The 17,209-nt window shown below is 65.1% G+C and carries 17 protein-coding genes and 3 pseudogenes; 10 read left to right on the top strand and 10 right to left on the bottom strand.

Features of this window, described 5'->3' with window-relative positions:
• Positions 1 to 63: 63 nt before the first annotated feature.
• The 4 genes from F8A10_RS15170 to F8A10_RS15185 are packed head-to-tail and all read left to right on the top strand — an operon-like array spanning position 64 to position 5,319.
• Complete coding sequence (locus F8A10_RS15170; RefSeq protein WP_152367773.1) at positions 64 to 858, top strand: iron-siderophore ABC transporter substrate-binding protein; 795 nt, start codon at positions 64 to 66, stop codon at positions 856 to 858.
• Complete coding sequence (gene fhuB, locus F8A10_RS15175) at positions 855 to 2,828, top strand: Fe(3+)-hydroxamate ABC transporter permease FhuB (protein ID WP_152367774.1); 1,974 nt, start codon at positions 855 to 857, stop codon at positions 2,826 to 2,828. Before F8A10_RS15170 ends, fhuB begins: the two co-directional genes overlap by 4 nt.
• Positions 2,792 to 3,601 (top strand): ABC transporter ATP-binding protein, encoded by an 810-nt coding sequence (locus F8A10_RS15180; protein ID WP_406611672.1) that lies wholly within the window; start codon positions 2,792 to 2,794, stop codon positions 3,599 to 3,601. The genes fhuB and F8A10_RS15180 overlap by 37 nt, the downstream gene beginning before the upstream one ends.
• A gap of 17 nt (positions 3,602 to 3,618) precedes the next feature.
• A complete protein-coding gene (locus F8A10_RS15185; RefSeq protein WP_152367775.1) occupies positions 3,619 to 5,319 on the top strand; it encodes an ABC transporter ATP-binding protein in 1,701 nt (566 codons plus the stop codon).
• On the opposite strand, the gene F8A10_RS15190 is transcribed toward F8A10_RS15185, so the two are convergent.
• The 8 genes and pseudogenes from F8A10_RS15190 to F8A10_RS21930 all read right to left on the bottom strand — a co-directional run bounded on the left by F8A10_RS15190 (position 5,298) and on the right by F8A10_RS21930 (position 10,229).
• Complete coding sequence (locus tag F8A10_RS15190) at positions 5,298 to 6,293, bottom strand: siderophore-interacting protein (protein ID WP_152367776.1); 996 nt, start codon at positions 6,291 to 6,293, stop codon at positions 5,298 to 5,300. The genes F8A10_RS15185 and F8A10_RS15190 overlap by 22 nt on opposite strands.
• A 45-nt stretch (positions 6,294 to 6,338) precedes the next feature.
• Positions 6,339 to 6,539: pseudogene (locus tag F8A10_RS15195) on the bottom strand (IS5-like element ISCARN85 family transposase); the annotation flags it as partial.
• A gap of 117 nt (positions 6,540 to 6,656) precedes the next feature.
• Positions 6,657 to 7,421, bottom strand: a complete 765-nt coding sequence (locus F8A10_RS15200) for an ABC transporter ATP-binding protein (protein WP_152367777.1) — start codon at positions 7,419 to 7,421, stop codon at positions 6,657 to 6,659.
• Complete coding sequence (locus tag F8A10_RS15205; RefSeq protein WP_227493444.1) at positions 7,418 to 8,107, bottom strand: FecCD family ABC transporter permease; 690 nt, start codon at positions 8,105 to 8,107, stop codon at positions 7,418 to 7,420. The genes F8A10_RS15200 and F8A10_RS15205 overlap by 4 nt, the downstream gene beginning before the upstream one ends.
• On the bottom strand, positions 8,100 to 8,915 hold the full coding sequence (locus F8A10_RS15210) for an ABC transporter substrate-binding protein (RefSeq protein ID WP_227493445.1): 816 nt from the start codon (positions 8,913 to 8,915) through the stop codon (positions 8,100 to 8,102). Before F8A10_RS15210 ends, F8A10_RS15205 begins: the two co-directional genes overlap by 8 nt.
• 122 nt (positions 8,916 to 9,037) lie before the next feature.
• Positions 9,038 to 9,499, bottom strand: a complete 462-nt coding sequence (tsaA, locus tag F8A10_RS15215) for a tRNA (N6-threonylcarbamoyladenosine(37)-N6)-methyltransferase TrmO (RefSeq protein WP_152367780.1) — start codon at positions 9,497 to 9,499, stop codon at positions 9,038 to 9,040.
• On the bottom strand, positions 9,492 to 9,701 hold the full coding sequence (locus F8A10_RS15220; RefSeq protein ID WP_152367781.1) for a TOBE domain-containing protein: 210 nt from the start codon (positions 9,699 to 9,701) through the stop codon (positions 9,492 to 9,494). The genes tsaA and F8A10_RS15220 overlap by 8 nt, the downstream gene beginning before the upstream one ends.
• Before the next feature lie 29 nt (positions 9,702 to 9,730).
• Positions 9,731 to 10,229: pseudogene (locus tag F8A10_RS21930) on the bottom strand (DUF2478 domain-containing protein).
• A gap of 92 nt (positions 10,230 to 10,321) precedes the next feature.
• Here F8A10_RS21930 and F8A10_RS21495 point away from each other — a divergent pair.
• The 6 genes and pseudogenes from F8A10_RS21495 to F8A10_RS15245 all read left to right on the top strand — a co-directional run.
• Positions 10,322 to 11,032, top strand: a complete 711-nt coding sequence (locus F8A10_RS21495; RefSeq protein ID WP_227493446.1) for a TonB-dependent receptor plug domain-containing protein — start codon at positions 10,322 to 10,324, stop codon at positions 11,030 to 11,032.
• Positions 11,033 to 11,827: a TonB-dependent receptor domain-containing protein gene (locus F8A10_RS21760; protein WP_264675558.1), complete on the top strand. Its 795-nt coding sequence runs from the start codon at positions 11,033 to 11,035 to the stop codon at positions 11,825 to 11,827.
• Between the two features lie 32 nt (positions 11,828 to 11,859).
• Positions 11,860 to 12,372, top strand: coding sequence for a TonB-dependent receptor domain-containing protein (locus F8A10_RS21765; protein WP_264675559.1), 513 nt, complete (start codon positions 11,860 to 11,862; stop codon positions 12,370 to 12,372).
• A gap of 182 nt (positions 12,373 to 12,554) precedes the next feature.
• Positions 12,555 to 12,905 (top strand): hypothetical protein, encoded by a 351-nt coding sequence (locus tag F8A10_RS15235; protein ID WP_152367782.1) that lies wholly within the window; start codon positions 12,555 to 12,557, stop codon positions 12,903 to 12,905.
• A gap of 17 nt (positions 12,906 to 12,922) precedes the next feature.
• Positions 12,923 to 13,096: a recombinase family protein gene (locus F8A10_RS21160; protein WP_193668218.1), complete on the top strand. Its 174-nt coding sequence runs from the start codon at positions 12,923 to 12,925 to the stop codon at positions 13,094 to 13,096.
• A gap of 516 nt (positions 13,097 to 13,612) precedes the next feature.
• A pseudogene (locus F8A10_RS15245) lies at positions 13,613 to 14,460 on the top strand (IS3 family transposase); the annotation flags it as partial.
• 94 nt (positions 14,461 to 14,554) lie between these two features.
• On the opposite strand, the gene F8A10_RS15250 reads toward F8A10_RS15245, so the two are convergent.
• Both F8A10_RS15250 and F8A10_RS15255 read right to left on the bottom strand, forming a co-directional pair.
• Positions 14,555 to 16,099 (bottom strand): hypothetical protein, encoded by a 1,545-nt coding sequence (locus F8A10_RS15250; RefSeq protein ID WP_152367784.1) that lies wholly within the window; start codon positions 16,097 to 16,099, stop codon positions 14,555 to 14,557.
• Positions 16,100 to 16,101: 2 nt separating this feature from the next.
• Positions 16,102 to 17,208: an ankyrin repeat domain-containing protein gene (locus F8A10_RS15255; protein ID WP_152367785.1), complete on the bottom strand. Its 1,107-nt coding sequence runs from the start codon at positions 17,206 to 17,208 to the stop codon at positions 16,102 to 16,104.
• Position 17,209: the final 1 nt, after the last annotated feature.

A 17,209-nucleotide genomic window follows, 5' to 3' on the forward strand; every position in this document is an offset into this window, starting at 1 on the left:
CGGGGCTTTCTTCTCTCCGCCGTGGCAGCCGCCGCGGCGGGGCCTTCGTTTGCGGGGGCGCCGATGCGGCTGGCGGCCGTGGACTGGGCGATGCTGGAGACTGCTATCGCCATCGGCCACAGTCCCGTCGCCGTCTGCGAATTACTGGCCTATCGCGACGAAAGCGCGGTGGGGGATCTGCCGGGCGTGGTGGATCTGGGCCTGCGCGGTGCGCCGAATTACGAGTTGTTGCAGCTGACCCGGCCCGATCTGATCCTGAGTTCGCCTTTTTATATGCAGCATGAGGCACGGCTGGCACGGGTCGCGCCAGTGCTGTCGCTGGGCATTTACACGCCGGGCGAGCCGCCCCTGGTCAAGGCGATGCGGGCTTTGGCGGATCTGGGTCGGGCCACCGGCGGCCTTGAGGCTGCCGCTCGTGCGCAGGCCGGAGCCGAGACGGCGCTGGACGCGCTGGCGTTGCGGTTGCGGCCCTATGCCGACCGTCCGGTCAGCGTGGTCGAGATCGGCGATGCCCGGCACCTGCGGGCCTTCGGCTTTGACAGCATGTTCGGGAATGTGCTGGTGCGGCTGGGCCTGCGCAATGCCCTGGGCGGCAAGACGCAGTTCAGTTTCCGCGCGCCGCTGCCGCTGGAGCGTCTGGCCGATGCACCCGAGTCGCGGCTGGTTGTCACCGGAGATCTGCCGACTGAGGCGATGGGCCCGTTGCGGCGCAGCGTGTTGTGGCGGGCGCTGCCGCAGGTGGCCGAGGGGCGGGTCTATCGCCTGCCCCGGGTCAATGCTTTCGGCGGGCTGCCTTCGGGTCTGCGTTTCGCCGGGGAGTTGGTGCAGGCATTCGAGGCGGGACCGATCACCCTATGACGAGACGCGCGATTTTCACCCTGCCGGTCGTGGCAGTGCTGGCGTTGTGCCTGTGGCTGCTGGCGGCGTTCCGGCTGCTGCCGGGCGATTGGCCCGCATGGCCTTTCGATCCCGGCACCATGAGCGTGCCGCAGATCCTGCTGGCCTTTGGCCTGATGCCGCGCGGCGCCATAGCGCTGGTGGCAGGCGCGGCTCTGGGCCTGTCGGGGGCGCTGTTGCAGGCGGTGCTGCGCAACCCGGTGGCCGATCCGACGACGCTGGGTATTTCGGGCGGCGCGCAACTGGCGCTGGTCGCGGCGACCATCCTGTCGCCGGGCCTGCTGGAGCACGGCCGCTGGCCGGTAGCGCTGGTCGGGGCGGGGCTGGCCGCCGGTCTGGTCATGGCCATCGGTGCAAGGCGGGCCTTTGCGCCGGTCACCATGGTCATTGCCGGAATGATGGTGGCCATGACCGCCTCGGCCATCGCCACTGCGATCACGCTGTCGCGCGGCAAGTACCTGCTGTCGCTGGTGATCTGGAACGGCGGCTCGCTGGTGCAGCAGGACTGGAGCGGAGTGCGCGTGCTGGCGGCGGTGCTGGGTTGCGCGGGCATCGGCGCGGCGCTGCTGGCGCGACCGCTACGGGTGCTGTCGCTGGGTGCGGTGGGGGCGCAGGGGCTGGGCATGAACGTCGCCGCCATGCGGCTGGCCGCCGTCGTGGTGGCGGTGGTGCTGGCCGCCGCCGTATCGGCGGAACTGGGCCTGATCGGCTTTGTCGGGCTGGCCGCTCCGGCGCTGGCGCGCAGCATGGGCGCGCGAACCATGGCGCAGGTCTTGGCGCTGTCGCCGATGATCGGGGCGCTGGTGCTGTCGGTCTGCGACGGTATGGTCATGGCGCTGGCGGGTGCGACCGGAGAGATGTTTCCCACCGGCGCGTTGACTGGGCTGATCGGCGGACCGCTGCTGATCTGGCTGCTGCCGCGCCTGCGCGGCTCGACCCCGCCGGGGACCGAGGCGGGCGAGGGGCCGGGAGTGCGGCTGGCGCATCCGGGGCGGGTGCTGGCCGGGCTGGCGGCGCTGGCGCTGGCGGCGGCGCTGGTTCTGGTTTGGGTCGGCCGGCTGCCGGGCGGCTGGGCAGTGCTGGACTGGGACAGCTTTCGCGCCTTTCTGCCGCTGCGCCTGCCGCGTCTGGTCGCGGCGGGTGCAGCGGGTGCGGCTCTGGCGCTGGCGGGCGCGGTGTTGCAGCGGCTGACCGCGAACCCGCTGGCCTCGCCCGAGGTGCTGGGGGTGTCGGGCGGCGCTTCGATGGGCTATGCGGCGACTCTGTATCTGGTCACCGCGCCGGGGCAGGCGGTGCTGGGGCTTGGTACCATGCTGGGCGGCATGGCGGCGCTGGTGCTGGTCGCGAACTATGCCCGCCGCCGCGACATGCCGGCTGAGCGGGTGCTGCTGGCGGGCGTGGCTGTGTCGGCCATGGCGGCGGCGCTGCTGTCGGCAATCATGGCGACGGGCAGCGCGCAAAGCTGGCAGGTGCTGGCCTGGCTGTCGGGATCGTCCAGCACCATCGGCGCCGCACAGGCGGGCACGCTGGCGGCGATGGCCCTGGGCGTGCTGGTCGCGGCCTTGCTGGTGCGGCGCTGGTTGCAGGTGCTGCCGCTGGGGGCCGAAGTTGCGGCGGGTGTCGGCCTGCCGCTGGTCGGGGCGCGGCTGGGGCTGATCGCGCTGGCGGGCATCGCCACCGGCGCCGCCACGGTGCTGATCGGACCGTTGAGTTTCGTCGGGCTGATGGCGCCGCATCTGGCGCGGCGCATCGGGCTGGCGCGGGCGCAGGACCATGTGCTGGGCGCGGCGCTGATCGGGGCAATCCTGATGATCGCCGCCGATTTCGGCGCCCGCATGGCCGGTTTCCCCTATGAGCTGCCGTTGGGGCTTTTCGCCTCGCTTCTGGGTGCGCCATGGCTGATATGGCTGATGATGAGGATGAGGCGATGACGGACGCGCTGTTCAGGATCCGGGGGCTTTGCGTCGACGTGCCGGGGCGCAGGCTGATCCATGGCATCGACCTGGATCTGCCCGGCAGGCAGATGGTGGCGCTGATCGGCCATAACGGTTCGTCGAAATCGACCCTGCTGAAGGTGCTGGCCCGGCAGATCGCGCATTCGGCGGGCAGCGTCGCCTTTGCGGGCCGCGCCATCACCGATTACAGCGCTCGCGACTATGCGCGCCGGCTGGCCTTCATGCCGCAGACCACTCCTCCGGCCGAAGGGATGACGGTGCGCGAGCTGGTGGCGCTTGGCCGCTATCCCTGGCACGGCGCGCTTGGCCGCTTTGGCCCGGACGATCATGCGGCGGTCGACGGCGCAATGGCGGAATGCGGCGTCGTCGCCTTCGCCGACCAGCTGGTCGACACCCTGTCGGGGGGCGAGCGCCAGCGGTGCTGGCTGGCGATGATGGTGGCCCAGCAGGCCGGGACGCTGTTGCTGGACGAACCGATTTCGGCGCTGGACATCGCCCATCAGGTCGAGGTGCTGTCGCTGGTACGCCGGATGTGTCACGATCAGGGCCGCACCGCCATCGTCGTCCTGCACGAAGTCAATATGGCGGCGCGGTTCTGCGACCATGTGGTCGCGATGAAGGCGGGCCGCCTGGCCCTGCAGGGCAGTCCCGACGAGTTGATGCGTCCCGAAGCGCTGGAACATGTCTATGGCCTGCCGATGCAGGTGCTGCTACGCGGTGACGGCGGCAGGGTTGCCGTTCCTGCGTAAAGAAGCAAGGACCGATCGTGTTGCGTGATTTCTTTGCCTATTACCGTCCATGGCAGGGGCTTTTCTGGTTGGATTTCGGCTGTGCCGTGGCGTCGGGCCTGCTGGAGCTGGCCTTTCCGCTGGCGATCACCGCCTTCATAGACCACCTGCTGCCTGCCGGGAACTGGGGCCTGACCGTGACCGCCGCCATCGGGCTGATGGCGCTTTACGCGATCAATTCCGGACTGATGACCATCGTGATATATTGGGGTCACAAGCTGGGCATCAATATCGAAACCGAGATGCGCGCCCGCGCCTTCGACCATCTGACCCGGCTGAGCTGGCGCTGGTATGACCGTGCCCGCACCGGCAAGCTGGTCGCCCGCGTCACCCGCGATCTGGAGGAGATCGGCGAGGTCGCCCATCACGGCCCCGAGGATGCATTTATCGCACTGATGACGTTTGTGGGCGCTTTTTTCCTGATGTTCACCATCCATCCCGGCCTTGCCCTGATCGTGGCGCTGATCGTGCCGGCCATGATGGCGCTGGTGGTGTTCTATGGCGGGCGGATGACGCGGACATGGCGTGCCATCTATTCCCGCGTCGGGGATTTCAACGTCCGGTTGGAAGAGGCGCTTGGCGGCATCCGCGTCGTACAGGCATTTGGCAACGAGGCGCATGAGAGCGCGCTTTTCGCCACCGACAACCAGAATTACCGGCGCACGAAGCTGGAAGCCTACAAGGTGATGGCGGCGTCATCGGCACTGCAATACATGGGGTTACGGCTGGTTCAGGTGGTAGTCATGGTGGTCGGAGCCGGTTTCGTGCTGTCAGGCCAGCTGACTACCGGCGGCTTTGTCGGCTTTCTGCTGCTGGTGGGCGTGTTCTATCGCCCGCTGGAAAAGATCGCCGCCGTGATCGAGACCTATCCGCGCGGCATTGCCGGGTTCCGCCGCTATCAGGAATTGCTGGCGACCGAGCCTGAGATCGCCGATGCTCCCGATGCCATTGAGGCGCCGGTGCTGCGCGGCGACATCCGGTTTCAGGACGTAGGCTTTGCCTATGACCCTGCGCGCCCGATCCTGTCCACCATCAATCTGGACATCAAGGCGGGTGAGACGGTGGCCTTTGTCGGTCCCTCGGGCGCGGGCAAGACGACGCTGCTGGCGCTGCTGCCACGTTTCTATGAACCGACGGCGGGGCGGATCACCGTAGACGGGCTGCCACTGGACCGGATGCGGCTACACGGCCTGCGCCGCCAGATCGGGCTGGTCAGTCAGGACGTGTTTCTGTTCGGCGGCACATTGCGCGAAAACATCGCCTATGGCCGTCTTGGTGCCTCGGATGCCGAAATCGCCACCGCGGCGCGGCAGGCGCAGCTGGGACCGCTGTTGGAGAGCTTACCCGACGGGCTGGACACGGTGGTGGGCGAACGGGGTGTGATGCTGTCGGGCGGGCAGAAGCAGCGCGTGGCCATCGCGCGCGCCTTTCTGAAGAACCCGCCGATCCTGATCCTGGACGAAGCGACCAGTGCCCTGGATAACCAGACCGAGCGCGAAATCCAGGCGGCGCTGGATGCGTTGTCGGTGGGGCGCACCACACTGGTCATCGCGCACCGACTGGGCACCATCCGCCATGCCGACCGCATCGTGGTGATGTCACATGGCCGCATTATCGAGATGGGCGAGCATGGCGCGCTCGTGGCGTGCGGCGGTGTTTATGCCCGGCTGTCGGGCTGACCCCAATAGGCGGCGGCAGTGAACTGCCGCCTGGTCAGGCCGGCTTGCACCAGACTCTGGCGTGCCTGACGCGCGGCCTGAGCGTGACCGGCGAACCAGACATGACGATCCTCGCCCGTGCCGAGATTGGCCCCGTCCAGCGCCGCCAGCAGATCGTCGCAGCGGCTGACGCGCGGATCATTGGCCAGATCGCCCAGATCCTCGGGCGCACAGCGCAACCATGCGCGGACATCGCCCCGCGTCAGAGCCAGCATGCGGGCGATGGCCGGCAGGGCGGTTTCATCGCCGAACAGCCGCAGCGTGGCCGCCTCGGGGCACCAGCCGCCGCCGGGGCCGATGATGCCCGCCTGATCGCCCGGCCGCACCTGACAGGCCCAGTCGCAGGTCGGGCTGTCCGCATGGCGGAAGATGTCGAAATCCACCCAATCCGCCGCCTGATCCGCCACGGTATAAACCGGGCGGTGCAGCGCATCTGCGCCCTCTGGCCAGACGGTGCGGCCGTTGGCGGCGACACGCGGCCATTGCGGCGGGCGGCCCTGCGGCGGGATCAGCAAGCGGAAATGCAGGCTGCCCTGACCAAAGCGCGCCGCCTGCTCGCCCTGCAACCGGACGCGGACAAATCGCGGCGTACGCGGCGTCACGCCGACCACCCGCATCAGCGCCAGCCCCGGCGTCAGCGCGCCGACATCGACATTGTCCCAGTGGATGCCCAGCCCGTGGCTTTCGAAAAGCTCGGTGGCACTGTCCTGTAAGACGCCGATCAGCCGGGCCTCGGGGGCGCTCAGCTCGATACGGACGGCGCTGCCGTCGGGGATCAGGGTCAGGCTGCTGCCCCAAACATGCATGGTCAGGCCGCCCGGTGTCTCGGCCAGCTCCACCTCCCATTCCGTGGCGCGGGCCCGCAGGATGGCCAAGGCGGCACCCGAAGCGCTGGACAGGATGCCGGTGCTGCGATGCGGACGAACAGGAAACATGGCGCGGCCCTTCCGGTTGTGAGAACGCAAGAATATTAGGGCATGTTAACACTTGAGCATATCGACGATGAGGACGAAGTTCAGGAAGGCCCTGAACATGATGTCGAGCTTCTCGAAGCGTGAGAAAATGCGGCGAAACCCCTTGAGCCTTCGAAACAGCCGCTCCACCTCGTTGCGGCGCTTGTAGAGGTCGCGGTCGTAGCCTCACGGCTCCTTGCGGTTCGTTTTCGGCGGCACGACAGGTAATCCTGACATCCATGACCTCATCTAAATCATGGTAACCTATTGATTCAGAGATCAGAAAAAACGCAATTGCAATGCTAGTCGTGCGGTTGAGCGAGCGGTAGATAGTGGGGCGTACAGTCAGTAGAAATGCAGCCGACCGGAAGCGGAAAGCTGGCGCTTGATTCCGACCCCATAGAGTCGCGACAGATTGGCCTCAGTCATCGTCCCCTCGGTCGGGCCATAAGCGACAACCCCCTCGCGGCCCATCAACAGCACCTCGTCGGCCAGCGCCACGGCATGGTCAGGATCGTGGCTGGACAGGATGACCCCGCGCCCGGTCTCGGCAAGGCGGCGAATCGCCTGACCGACATGGCGGCGGTTGGCGAAATCGAGACTGGTGGTCGGCTCATCCATGACCAGCGCCGCCGCATCCTGCGCCAGCGCCCGGGCGATCAACACCAGCTGACGTTGCCCACCTGACAGCCGGGTATGATCGGCCGCCGCCAGATCAGCGATGCCCAGATCCTGCATCGCGACCATTGCGCGGGCGGTCTCGGGCCTGCCGGGGCGGGCGAATGCGCCCAACTGCGCGGCAGCGCCCATCAGCACGATATCGAACGCGGTGAAAGCGAAGGGATTGGCCAGTGCCTGCAGCACATGCGCAAGCCGCGCCGCGATCTGTCGGCGCGACAGCCGGGTAATCGGATCGGCGCCCAGCAGCACCTGGCCCGAGAGCGCCGGGATCAGTCCCAGGAGCGTGCGAAACAGCGTCGTCTTGCCGGCGCCGTTCGGCCCCAGCACGCAAAGCACTTTTCCGGGCGCCAGCCGGAGATCCACGCCCCTGATGAGCACCCGGTCGCCATGGCCTACGGCCAGGTCGCAAGCGGCCAGCAGCGGCGTCATTCGCTCCACCCCCGCGAGCCGCGCGCCAGCAGGCCGATGAAGATCGGCGCGCCCAGCACGGCGGTCAGGATGCCCAGCGGCACCTCGATCTGGGCGATGCTGCGGGCGGCGGTGTCCACCAGCACCATGAAAGCCGCGCCGATCAGCACAGAGGTCGGCAGCAGCCGGTCGAAGCGCGGCCCGGTCAAGAGCCGCGCCATATGCGGCACCATCAGCCCGACCCAGCCGATCACCCCGGCCGTGGCGACGGCGGCCGCGGTCATCAGCGTAGCACAGGCGATGACCAGAATCCGCAGCCGGCCGACGGGAACGCCCATGGCGCGAGCCTCGTCCTCGCCCATGGCCAGGAGCCCGATGCGCCAGCGCAGCGCCAGAAGTGGCAGCATGGCGGGCAGGGCGGCGGCGATGTCTGGGCGCTTGATGTCGGTCAGGCTGCCCATCAGCCAGAAGGTGATCGCGGGCAATTGCTGCTCGGGGTCGGCCAACAGCTTGACCAGCGCGATGCCGGCCCCGGCCAGCGCGCCGACGGCGATGCCGCACAGCACCATGACCAGCACCTGGCCCGTGCCGCGCAGCGCGAGACTCAGCGCCAGCACCAGCCCCACCGTGGCGAGCCCGGTGCCAAAGCCCAGCAGCATCGCCGCCAGCCCCGGCAGCAGCAGCGCCAGCAGGCTGCGCTCAGTCACCCAGCAACACCGAGACAGTGGCGGCATCGGGTCGGGGCCCATAGAAAAGCTGGTAGAAATCGGCGATCCGGCCGTGCAGATCGCCCTTGGCGGCCTTGGGATACAGCTTGTGCGCCAGCCAGATCACCCCGGCCAGCCGGTTGACCGAGGGCGGCGTGTCGATGAAGCCGAAGGGCGCCCCCGGCGCCAGATAGACCCGGCCCTGCGCTACCGCCGGAATGCCCTGCCATTCCGGCATCGTGGTGACATTCGCGACGAAATCCGGGTCGACGGCGATAATGACATCGGGCGCCCAGGCCTGCACCTGTTCGGGCGAGACGTTCGCCAGACCATCGCTGTCGGTCCGGGCGACGTTGATGGCACCGACGCGGGCAATGACCTCAGCATTGATCGAGTTGGGGCCGGCGGTCTCGGTGCCCTCGGGGCCGCGCGCCAGATAGACCCGGGGCCGCGCCGTTTCGGGAATGCCGGCCAGCATGGCGTCAAGGTCGGCGAGCGTGGTCTCAGCATAGCGGGCCAGCGTCTCACCACGTTCGGGTACGCCAAGCACGTCGGCCATCTGTCGGATCGCCTGCGGCATTTGCGCGAAACTGCCATCGACCAGTACATAGGGCACACCGGTCTGGTCCTGTACCCTTGCCGCCAAATCGGCATAGGTCGCATTCACCGTACCGTAATCGACGATCAGCTCGGGCCGGGTGGACAGAAGCACCTCGAGGTTCAGCGTGTCGCCCCTGCCGGTCAGGCGGCCGAGGGCCGGCAGGTCGGCAGCCTCGGGGCACAGGAAGGGCAAATCTTGCGGCTTCAACGGCCGGGACCGCGACCGTGCGCCCTGCCGCATCGGTGAAACGCGCCCCGTCCAGCGCCAGCGCCGAACCGGAAGCGACCATCGCGAGGATCAGGCCGGCCATGCGCCGCGAGTCAGGCGGATCATGCGCGGGCTCCGAACGCTGCCTTGATGTCGATGAGCGGGGTGCCGTCGAGACAGTCGAGCCCGCGCACGGTCAGCACCGGCCCCTGCACGTCAAGCAGCCGGACGACCGACGAGGCCACCGGGTTCGGCCGCACCGGAGAGCGCAGCGCGAAGGTGCCCGTCGCGCGGTCGCCGAACTTGGGATTTTGCAGCACCAGATCGCGCCGCGCCTGGTCCATCCAATATAGGATCTGCAGGTGCTCCTGGCCCTTGATGCCGGTCAACGCCGGCCCCCAGGGATCGAACAGCTCGATCCGGCACGGCGGGCCGGCTTCGGCATCGCCGCGATGCGGGCAGTCGCCACGCCAGGTCCAGGGGGTGCGGATGCGCCCGATGAACCACAGCCCGGCGTCAAAGCCCTGCGGCGTGCCGATGGTCTGCTCATGCGGCCTCAGCGCGTCTGCGCCGACATCATTCATCCACGCCGACCATCACGTCCGAGGCCTTGATCACGGCCGAGGCGCGGCCGCCGACCTTGAGTCCCAGTTCCTTGGCCGCGTCATTGGTGATCGAGGCGGTGACCACGCTGCCGCCCAGATCAATACGGACATGGCTGGTCACGGCGCCGGTCACAATCTCAGTCACGGTACCGGGCAGAACGTTTCTTGCGCTGAGTTTCATGGGATGTTCCCTTTCGAAGCGGTCGCAGATCAGCCCACCTTAGCAAGGCAGGTCTGCTGCAGCCATGCGACAATCGCCTCCGTCTCGGACGGCAGCGGTTGGGCATTGTCCTCGGCGAAGGCCAGGAAGGCCTCGCGCCATTGCGGCGCCACACCGACCAGCACCGGCAGGCCTCGCCGTTGGCGCCGACCAGGCCGCGGCCCGCCGCCTCCTGCTTGCCGAACTTGTTCACCACCAGCGCCTGTGCGCCGGGCAGGCGGCTTTGGACGATGGCAAGGGCGGCGTCCAACGCTTCGGGTCCAGCCGGCAGCCGGGCACCTCGGGCGGCAGGTCGACGCTAATGCTGCGCCGCTCGCCATCGGGCAGGAGCGCCAGCACGATGTCGCAATGGCCGCGCAGCACCTTGGGATCGACCGGCTGCACGGTGCCGGCCAACGCGATGCCAAGCGCTGTCGCGCGTTCGGCCGCAGCGCTCAGCACGCTGTCGGTCCTGAACTCCTCCTCGGAGCAGACATAGCGGATGTCCATGGTGATTCCCTTCGGCGCTGATTCCCGCGACGTTATACATGATGAAACATAACGGACGGCACTGACAAGCGCCCAGTGGCGCGGCGAAGGCCTTGGCCGGGCTGCTGCCCGGGACCGGCATAGCGCAAGAAACCGAACAGGCCAGCCCGGTCTTCACGCTGGGCACGGTGGTGTTGACCGGCAAGGCCAATGCGCAGGGCGGCACCGCCAGCACCGTTCCCGCTGAAGATATCGCGCGGCAGAACCGGCTGACGCTGGACGATGCGCTGGCCGTGGTGCCGGGGGTCGAGGTCGGGAATACCGGCCTCAGCCGCAACGAGCGGCTGGTCTTCGTGCACGGCTTCGACCGCTTCCAGGTGCCGCTGTCGATCGACAGCATCCGGGTCTATCTGCCGGCCGACAACCGGCTGGACTATGGTCGTTTCCTGACCCCCGACCTGGCCGAGATCCAGATGCAAAAGGGCTATGTCTCGGTGCTGAACGGTCCCGGCGGCATGGGCGGCGCCATCAACCTGGTCACGCGCCAGCCCACCGAACCTTTCGAGGGCGAGGCCCGGCTGGGGGTCGAGGCCGGCAATCGCGGCGACATCTCGGGCCGCAGCGGCTATCTGTCGCTGGGCATGAAGCGCGAGCAGTTCTGGCTGCAAGGCAGCTATCTGAAGCGCGACAGCGACGGCTTCTATCTGTCGCGCGATTTTCAGCCGCGCCCGCAGCAGGGCGCCGGTCTGCGCGACTATTCCGACAGCGAGGATTCGCGGCTGAACCTCAAAGCCGGCTGGACACCCAATGCGAGTGACGAATAAGTGCTGAGCTATACCCGCCAGACCGGGCAGAAGAACGCGCCCTATAACGTCGACCTGCCGATCCGCAGCCTGACCGCCGAGCCCCGCGAAGGCCAGTGCCGGCAGCGCGACTGGATCTGGCCGGAATGGGACATCGACAGCCTGGCCTTCTATTCGCACACCGAACTCGGCGCCGGCTATGTCAAGACCAAGGCCTATTACAACCGCTTCGACAACCTGCTTTCGGCCTGGGACGATTACACCCATAGCACCCAGACCGAGCGCCGCGCCTTCGACAGCCGCTACAAGGACCGCTTCTGGGGCCTGAGCCTGGAGGGAGGGGCCGACATCGGCGAAAACACTCTGCGCAGCGCCGTGCAATTCCGCCGCGACAAGCATGAATCGATCCAATTCTCGAGTCCGGGCCTGGGTGGCAGTCCCGATCCGGCCGAGATCAGCACCGAGGAAACCTGGTCCGTCGCGCTGGAGGATACCTGGCAGGCGCGCGAGAATTTGGGCGTGGTCGCGGGCCTCAGCTATGACAAGGCCCGCGTACTGGAAGCCGACCAGACCGAGGCTGACATCGGCCTGCCGACGGGGTCTTCGGACGCGGTGAACTGGCAGCTGGCGGCGATCTGGCAGCCAGGCGCTTCGGGCGAATATCACGCCAGCCTGTCCTCGCGCACCCGGTTCCCGACGCTCTTCGACCGCTACAGCACCCGCTTCGGGACGGCGGTGCCGAACCCGGACCTGGAATCGGAACGTGCGCTGAACGCCGAGCTGGCTATAGCGGCGAGATCGGCCCCGCGACCGTGAACGCGGCGCTATTTTACAGCAAGATCAATAACATGATCCATTCGGTCCCAACCGGCGCGTTGGACGAAGAGGGCGACCAGATCACCCAGAACCGCAACGTCGGCGATGGCGTCTACAAGGGTTTTGAGGTCGCAGTGAACTGGCAGCTGGCCGACGACCTGGTGCTGGTGGCGAATTATACCTGGCTGCACCGCTCGATCACCGACCCGCTGCGCGCCGACTATCGGCCGACCGACACGCCGCGCCACAATGCCTTCCTGCGGCTGGACTGGCAGGCGACGCCGGTGCTGACGGTCTCGCCCTCGGTGCAGGTGTCGAGCTCGCGCCTGTCGGAAAGCGCAATTCAGCCCGAGGATCCGGCGGCGATCGCTTATACCCGCATGGGCGGCTTCGCGTTGGAGAATCTGGACTTCGCCTGGGCGGCCAGCGACCGGGCCGAGGTGCTGTTCGGCGGGCGCAACCTTTTCGACCGCGACTATTCGCTGGTCGAGGGCTATCCCGAAGCCGGGCGCAGCTTTTTCCTGACTACGGCGCTGCGGTTCTGAAATCATGGGGCGCATGCGCTGCGCCCCAGCCGATTTTCCAACCTGCACGAGGGGTTTTTCAACACAGGTCATGGCAGATGTGGAAAGGAAAGGTGATGAACCGGTTCGTAATCTACATGCGGCTCGGTCCCGAGGATCGGGGGCATCCTGAACGCAGCTTCACGGCCCAACGGCACGATATCATGTTCTTTCTGGACAATTGTATCGGAGACGGGAAGCAGGTGGTCAAGCGGTTCTGCGACAACGGCCTGGCCGGCGCCCGGGGCTTCCAGGCCCTGTCGGCGGCAATGGCGTTTTGCCGCCTGAACGGCGCCGAACTGCTGGTGGCACGGCTGGACCGCATCCCGTTCGAAGACTTCGGCTATGCCCCGTTCTTTGCCGATCCCGGCTTGCGGTTGCGCGTCGCCGGACTACCCTATGCCTGCAGAAGCGAGTTGCAGATTCACGCCCGGATGATCGAGCAAGAACGCGCATTCGACATGATGAAACAGCAGGCGAGCCAACCCTGCGACCCGCGTCGTCGAGCGGACTGAGGGTCGAGGACGATGAAATGTTCAAGGATATTCCGACCCATGCGCTGCTGCCCATCGTGCTGCCGATGCGCGAAAGAGGCTCTACCCTCCGCGAAATCGCTTCGGCGCTGAACCAGAGGCGCTGGACCACCGAAACGGGGACCGCCTGGCGCCCGACGCATGTCTCGCGGTTGCTGCGCGATCTGGGCTGAGGAGCCGGCCGAAAACCGTCTCCGTGTCTTCATGCTGAATCGTCCTTCTCATCGGTCGATCCACCTTATGCCCCTGTCTCAGAAACCGGCACTATCTCTGTTGGCCCTGGCGGCAACATTGGCGAACAACTGGCTGGGATAGATGAAGTAACCGTTGATCTTGATCTCGGGCGTGACAACACTGTCGGCCATCTCGGCAGATTTGATGCTCTCGTCGCCGCCTTCGATGTAGCTGACGAAGTTCTCGCTGATGAGCCGACCTGTCGGATTTGTCCAGATCGCAGGGGAGTGACTTTGGGAACGGACGCAACGGCCTTGCAGGCGGCAAACCGGGCGCGGCCCCATAGAGCAAAGGGTGGCGAGCCGCCTGTGGGCAAATCTGGCAACGTGGAGCAATAAGGGCACAACCGGAAAGGCAAAAAAGAACCGCGCCCGAGGGTGTGGCAGTTTTCTTGTCGTCGCTAGATGACAAGGTATCTGTGGTATGCTTTAAACGGTCGGCACATCAAAGGGGATCTGGGGATCGCACCATCGACGTTCTACAGAGTTTCAAGGCTGTGGAGCGTGATCCCGCCCTAGCATCGGATCGGGCCAGGCAGGACCGGAAGGACATGACTGCCATCAAGCAGATACCCGATGGTAGCAGAGGCCGATATGGCGCGCGTAAGGTTTGGCACCAGTTGCGCCGCGAAAGGCGCGACATCGCCCGCTGCACGGTGGAGAGGCTGATGAAGGTCATGGGATTGCAAGGCGTTGTGCGCGGCAAGAAGGTCGTCACGACCAACCCCGATGCGGCCCAACCCTGCCCGGACGACAAGGTGAACCGGGTCTTCGTCGCCGATAGGCCGAACCAGCTGTGGGTCAGCGATTTCACCTACGTCACAAGCTGGCAGGGCATGGTTTATGTGGCCTTCGTGATCGACGTATTCGCCCACAAGATCGTCGGCTGGCGCGTCTCGACCTCGATGACCACCGGTTTCGTCCTTGATGCCCTGAACCAGGCCATCTGCCAGCGCGCGCCGTCCGAGGCTGACAAGCTGATCCATCACAGCGACCGGGGCAGTCAATATCTCTCGATCCGATATACCGAGCGGCTGGCCGAGGCGGGCATCGACACCTCGGTAGATAGCGTCGGGGATTCCTATGACAATGCCCTGGCCGAAAGCATCATCGGACTGTTCAAGACCGAGGTTATCAAGTTCCTCGGTCCTTGGAAATCCGTGGGCCAAGTCGAGCGGGAAACCCTGAGGTGGGTCGATTGGTATAGCAATGCGCGACTTCACAGCGCCATCGGTTACGTCACGCCGAACGAAGCAGAGGAGGAATTCTACGCAAGCTTGAACGCCGCCGAAAAAGCAGCCTAATCATTGAACTAGAAACTCTCCGGTAAACCCGGGGCGGTTCACATCGTCGAAGAGCCGGAATCCGAAGCACTGTTGATCACCGCGCCATCGACACTCAGCGCTCAAGAACGAACGTATAGGCGCATGCATCCCACATGTGATAGTCAACCGCCGCTTTCATGATGTGGGTCACCCCGATGGCGTCGTGCATCAGCCCGTTGAAAAATGGCTCGACCTGATTGCGCAGGTAATCACTCGTTCCCAGGCTGAAATATTTGGTGTCCGGAACCGGTGGTGCCGTGCTTACAGCTTTTGTGAAGGCCGGTCCTGCACTGATCACCTGGGTCCGGGCCGCATCATATGCCTGATAGAAATCCTTCATGTGCCAGCTGCGGAGGCGACCGTTACTGTCGCCCAGCTGTTGAAACAGCATGGTGATAAAATTGCTGACAAACGTGCTGAAATCCAGAGCGTCTTCAGCAGCACTGGCAATAAGCGACAGCTGCTTAAAATCTGATTGGACCAGCTCCTGCGTTTCAAGCGGAAACAGCACGGGCAGCCTTCCCCATTCAGGCGCTCTTTCCCAATGTGTAAACATCATGCCCGGCGTTCCCCCCGGCGAAACGCCTTGGCTTGGCGACGAAGTGGGAATGGCCGGAGGAAGCGTGACTCCGCCCCACCGCAGGATATCCGAGACCAGCGGGATGAGCTTGCGGGTCTGAAGCGATGTCAGAACGTCACCGGCCACCTGGCGTGAGCGGATGCCCGCACTGGCGGCGCTCTCAAGGGGCAGCCCCGCCCATCTTGCGGTGTTTCGATGTAGCCCTGCGGCATTGAAGGTGTCCGTTCTGATCTGTAAATCTGGCTGCCAAGCCTTGGCCGCCAGCGCCGCGCAGGAGGCAAGGCCGCCGCCAAGTGAATGACCAAGGATCATCAGCCTGCCATTCCATTGCTGCATGGCTTCATCTGCAGCATCCTGCGCGACCTTGATGGTATCTTCGTATTGTGGTGTTCTTTCCCCAAGCGCTTGTGAGACATTGGTCGGCCAATCGCCATTCTGGCCGTAGAACAGAGAGGCGGAGCCCGTCCAGTTGATATGCGCTGTCCCAATGGTGACCCCGGGAAATCCCAGTGCAATCGGCACGTTACCCGTTGAAGGCAGGATCAGCGGTTGCTCACGCAGTCCCGCCGCGCGTAACTGTGTCCGCGTAGCTGTCGGAGGGTATCGACCTGTCGGAGAGATCGTCGGGATAATTGGCTTGAACTCGGTTTGATCCATGAACCAATCCACAACCCCGGTGGGAGTGATGGTGCAATTCAGCTCGATATGAACAGCCAGTTCATCGAGATCCTGATCATTCATTTCCGAGCCGCGAAACACCAGCGCGGGCGGGCAGACATCCAGCGGTGTCAGCCCGGCAGAGAGCTTCGGATAATACATCCTGCAGAACAGACCATTCCGCAGGTCTTTTTCCCATCCGCGCTCCCAGTGCTCCCAGAGACGGGCCTTTTCCTGGCGCAGGCGTGGCGTCAGTTCCGCATCTTCATAGTCATAAATATCAAGGATCAGCATTGCTGCCTTGTTCAGGCAGGGCTGCCAGTCTGCTTTGCCGGGAATGCGGGCCGGCTCTGTGATCACGCCCGGAGTATTGTTCGGCATGATTACGGCCCCCAGATCTGATCGCCGCGATCCGGGGTAGACAGCGGAGCATCGTAACGGGAATGGAGTTCGTCCTCGGCCAGATACCAGCCGCCATCCGCCTGATAGCTGAAAGCGCTCAGTTTGGCGCGGATGCGGTCGGTGTCAGCGGTCCGGTCAAGGGATTTACCAACCAATTGCAGCACCTGATCCAGCCGCCACGCCGTGTGGCGCGAATCCGGGCCAGAACCAGTAGCGAATGTATCAACGCGCCTTTCAAGCAGCGAAATTACGAAATCAGTTTGCTTGGAAGGGCCTGAAGGTAGCCTTGTCGCACGTAGCACTCGAAACAATATCTCGGCTGTGGCAAGCTGACCAGCACCAGATGCTAGGGATTCCATAAGACTCCGACCCGGCATTCCATTGATGAAGTCCGGTTTCATCCAAGGGTCTGCCCCTGCGTTGATCAGAGCAATCATCGCCCCGAGGTTTGTGACTGTGTTACTCAAGCTGAGCGGCGTTACATCACGGAACCCATACTGCTGCACATTGGGATTTGCGCCTGCATCGAGCAGGGCCTGCACGATGGGCAGGCTGGCATCATAATCCGGAAACAGCATGAAATCCGGCGCCGTCGGCGTACGCCGCTCGATCGCCATAAACAGGGCTTCCGTGTGGTTCACGTTCGGATCGACGCCTTGCGCCAGAAGCGCCTGCACCGCTGCAAGATTGTAGGCCATCACCGCCTCTTGCAGCAGCGTGGCAAGATACGGGACCGGCCGGCCGTCGCGCGTGAAATCCAGCGCGGGGGCATGATAACCATCAGACAGGACCGCAGGGTCGAACTGATCCAAACCCTGTGGAACCTCGCCTTTTGCAATCACGCGCGCCAATTCACGGATAGCCTCGGGGGCCTCGGCCCATCTGGTTTCGAATGCCGGCCAGTCAGGTTCATATACGGCCTGTTCCATGACAGTTTCCTCAGGATTTAAGACGGGTAATGCAGCGGTCAGCTCGCTCTGTTCCGCAGGAACCCATTCGAGTCTGAGCGGCACGAAAAAGAATGCAAATACCAGCCCAAAAATAAATCCGGCCGCTATCCCCAGAATGGCAATGAACCATCTGTTCATC

Origin of the sequence: Paracoccus kondratievae, assembly GCF_009301415.1 — a bacterium.
GTDB classification, from domain to species: Bacteria; Pseudomonadota; Alphaproteobacteria; order Rhodobacterales; family Rhodobacteraceae; genus Paracoccus; species Paracoccus kondratievae.

Excerpts from the sequence above, each read along its gene's own strand:
- F8A10_RS15235 (WP_152367782.1), top strand. The coding sequence starts at position 12,555 with ATGTTCTTTCTGGACAATTGTATCGGAGACGGGAAGCAGGTGGTCAAG.
- F8A10_RS15220 (WP_152367781.1), bottom strand. The coding sequence starts at position 9,701 with ATGAAACTCAGCGCAAGAAACGTTCTGCCCGGTACCGTGACTGAGATT.
- F8A10_RS15180 (WP_406611672.1), top strand. The coding sequence starts at position 2,792 with ATGGCTGATATGGCTGATGATGAGGATGAGGCGATGACGGACGCGCTG.
- F8A10_RS15255 (WP_152367785.1), bottom strand. The coding sequence starts at position 17,208 with ATGAACAGATGGTTCATTGCCATTCTGGGGATAGCGGCCGGATTTATT.
- fhuB (WP_152367774.1), top strand. The coding sequence starts at position 855 with ATGACGAGACGCGCGATTTTCACCCTGCCGGTCGTGGCAGTGCTGGCG.
- F8A10_RS21765 (WP_264675559.1), top strand. The coding sequence starts at position 11,860 with ATGATCCATTCGGTCCCAACCGGCGCGTTGGACGAAGAGGGCGACCAG.
- F8A10_RS15200 (WP_152367777.1), bottom strand. The coding sequence starts at position 7,421 with ATGACGCCGCTGCTGGCCGCTTGCGACCTGGCCGTAGGCCATGGCGAC.
- F8A10_RS15250 (WP_152367784.1), bottom strand. The coding sequence starts at position 16,099 with ATGCCGAACAATACTCCGGGCGTGATCACAGAGCCGGCCCGCATTCCC.
- F8A10_RS15190 (WP_152367776.1), bottom strand. The coding sequence starts at position 6,293 with ATGTTTCCTGTTCGTCCGCATCGCAGCACCGGCATCCTGTCCAGCGCT.
- tsaA (WP_152367780.1), bottom strand. The coding sequence starts at position 9,499 with ATGAATGATGTCGGCGCAGACGCGCTGAGGCCGCATGAGCAGACCATC.
- F8A10_RS15170 (WP_152367773.1), top strand. The coding sequence starts at position 64 with ATGCGGCTGGCGGCCGTGGACTGGGCGATGCTGGAGACTGCTATCGCC.
- F8A10_RS21160 (WP_193668218.1), top strand. The coding sequence starts at position 12,923 with ATGTTCAAGGATATTCCGACCCATGCGCTGCTGCCCATCGTGCTGCCG.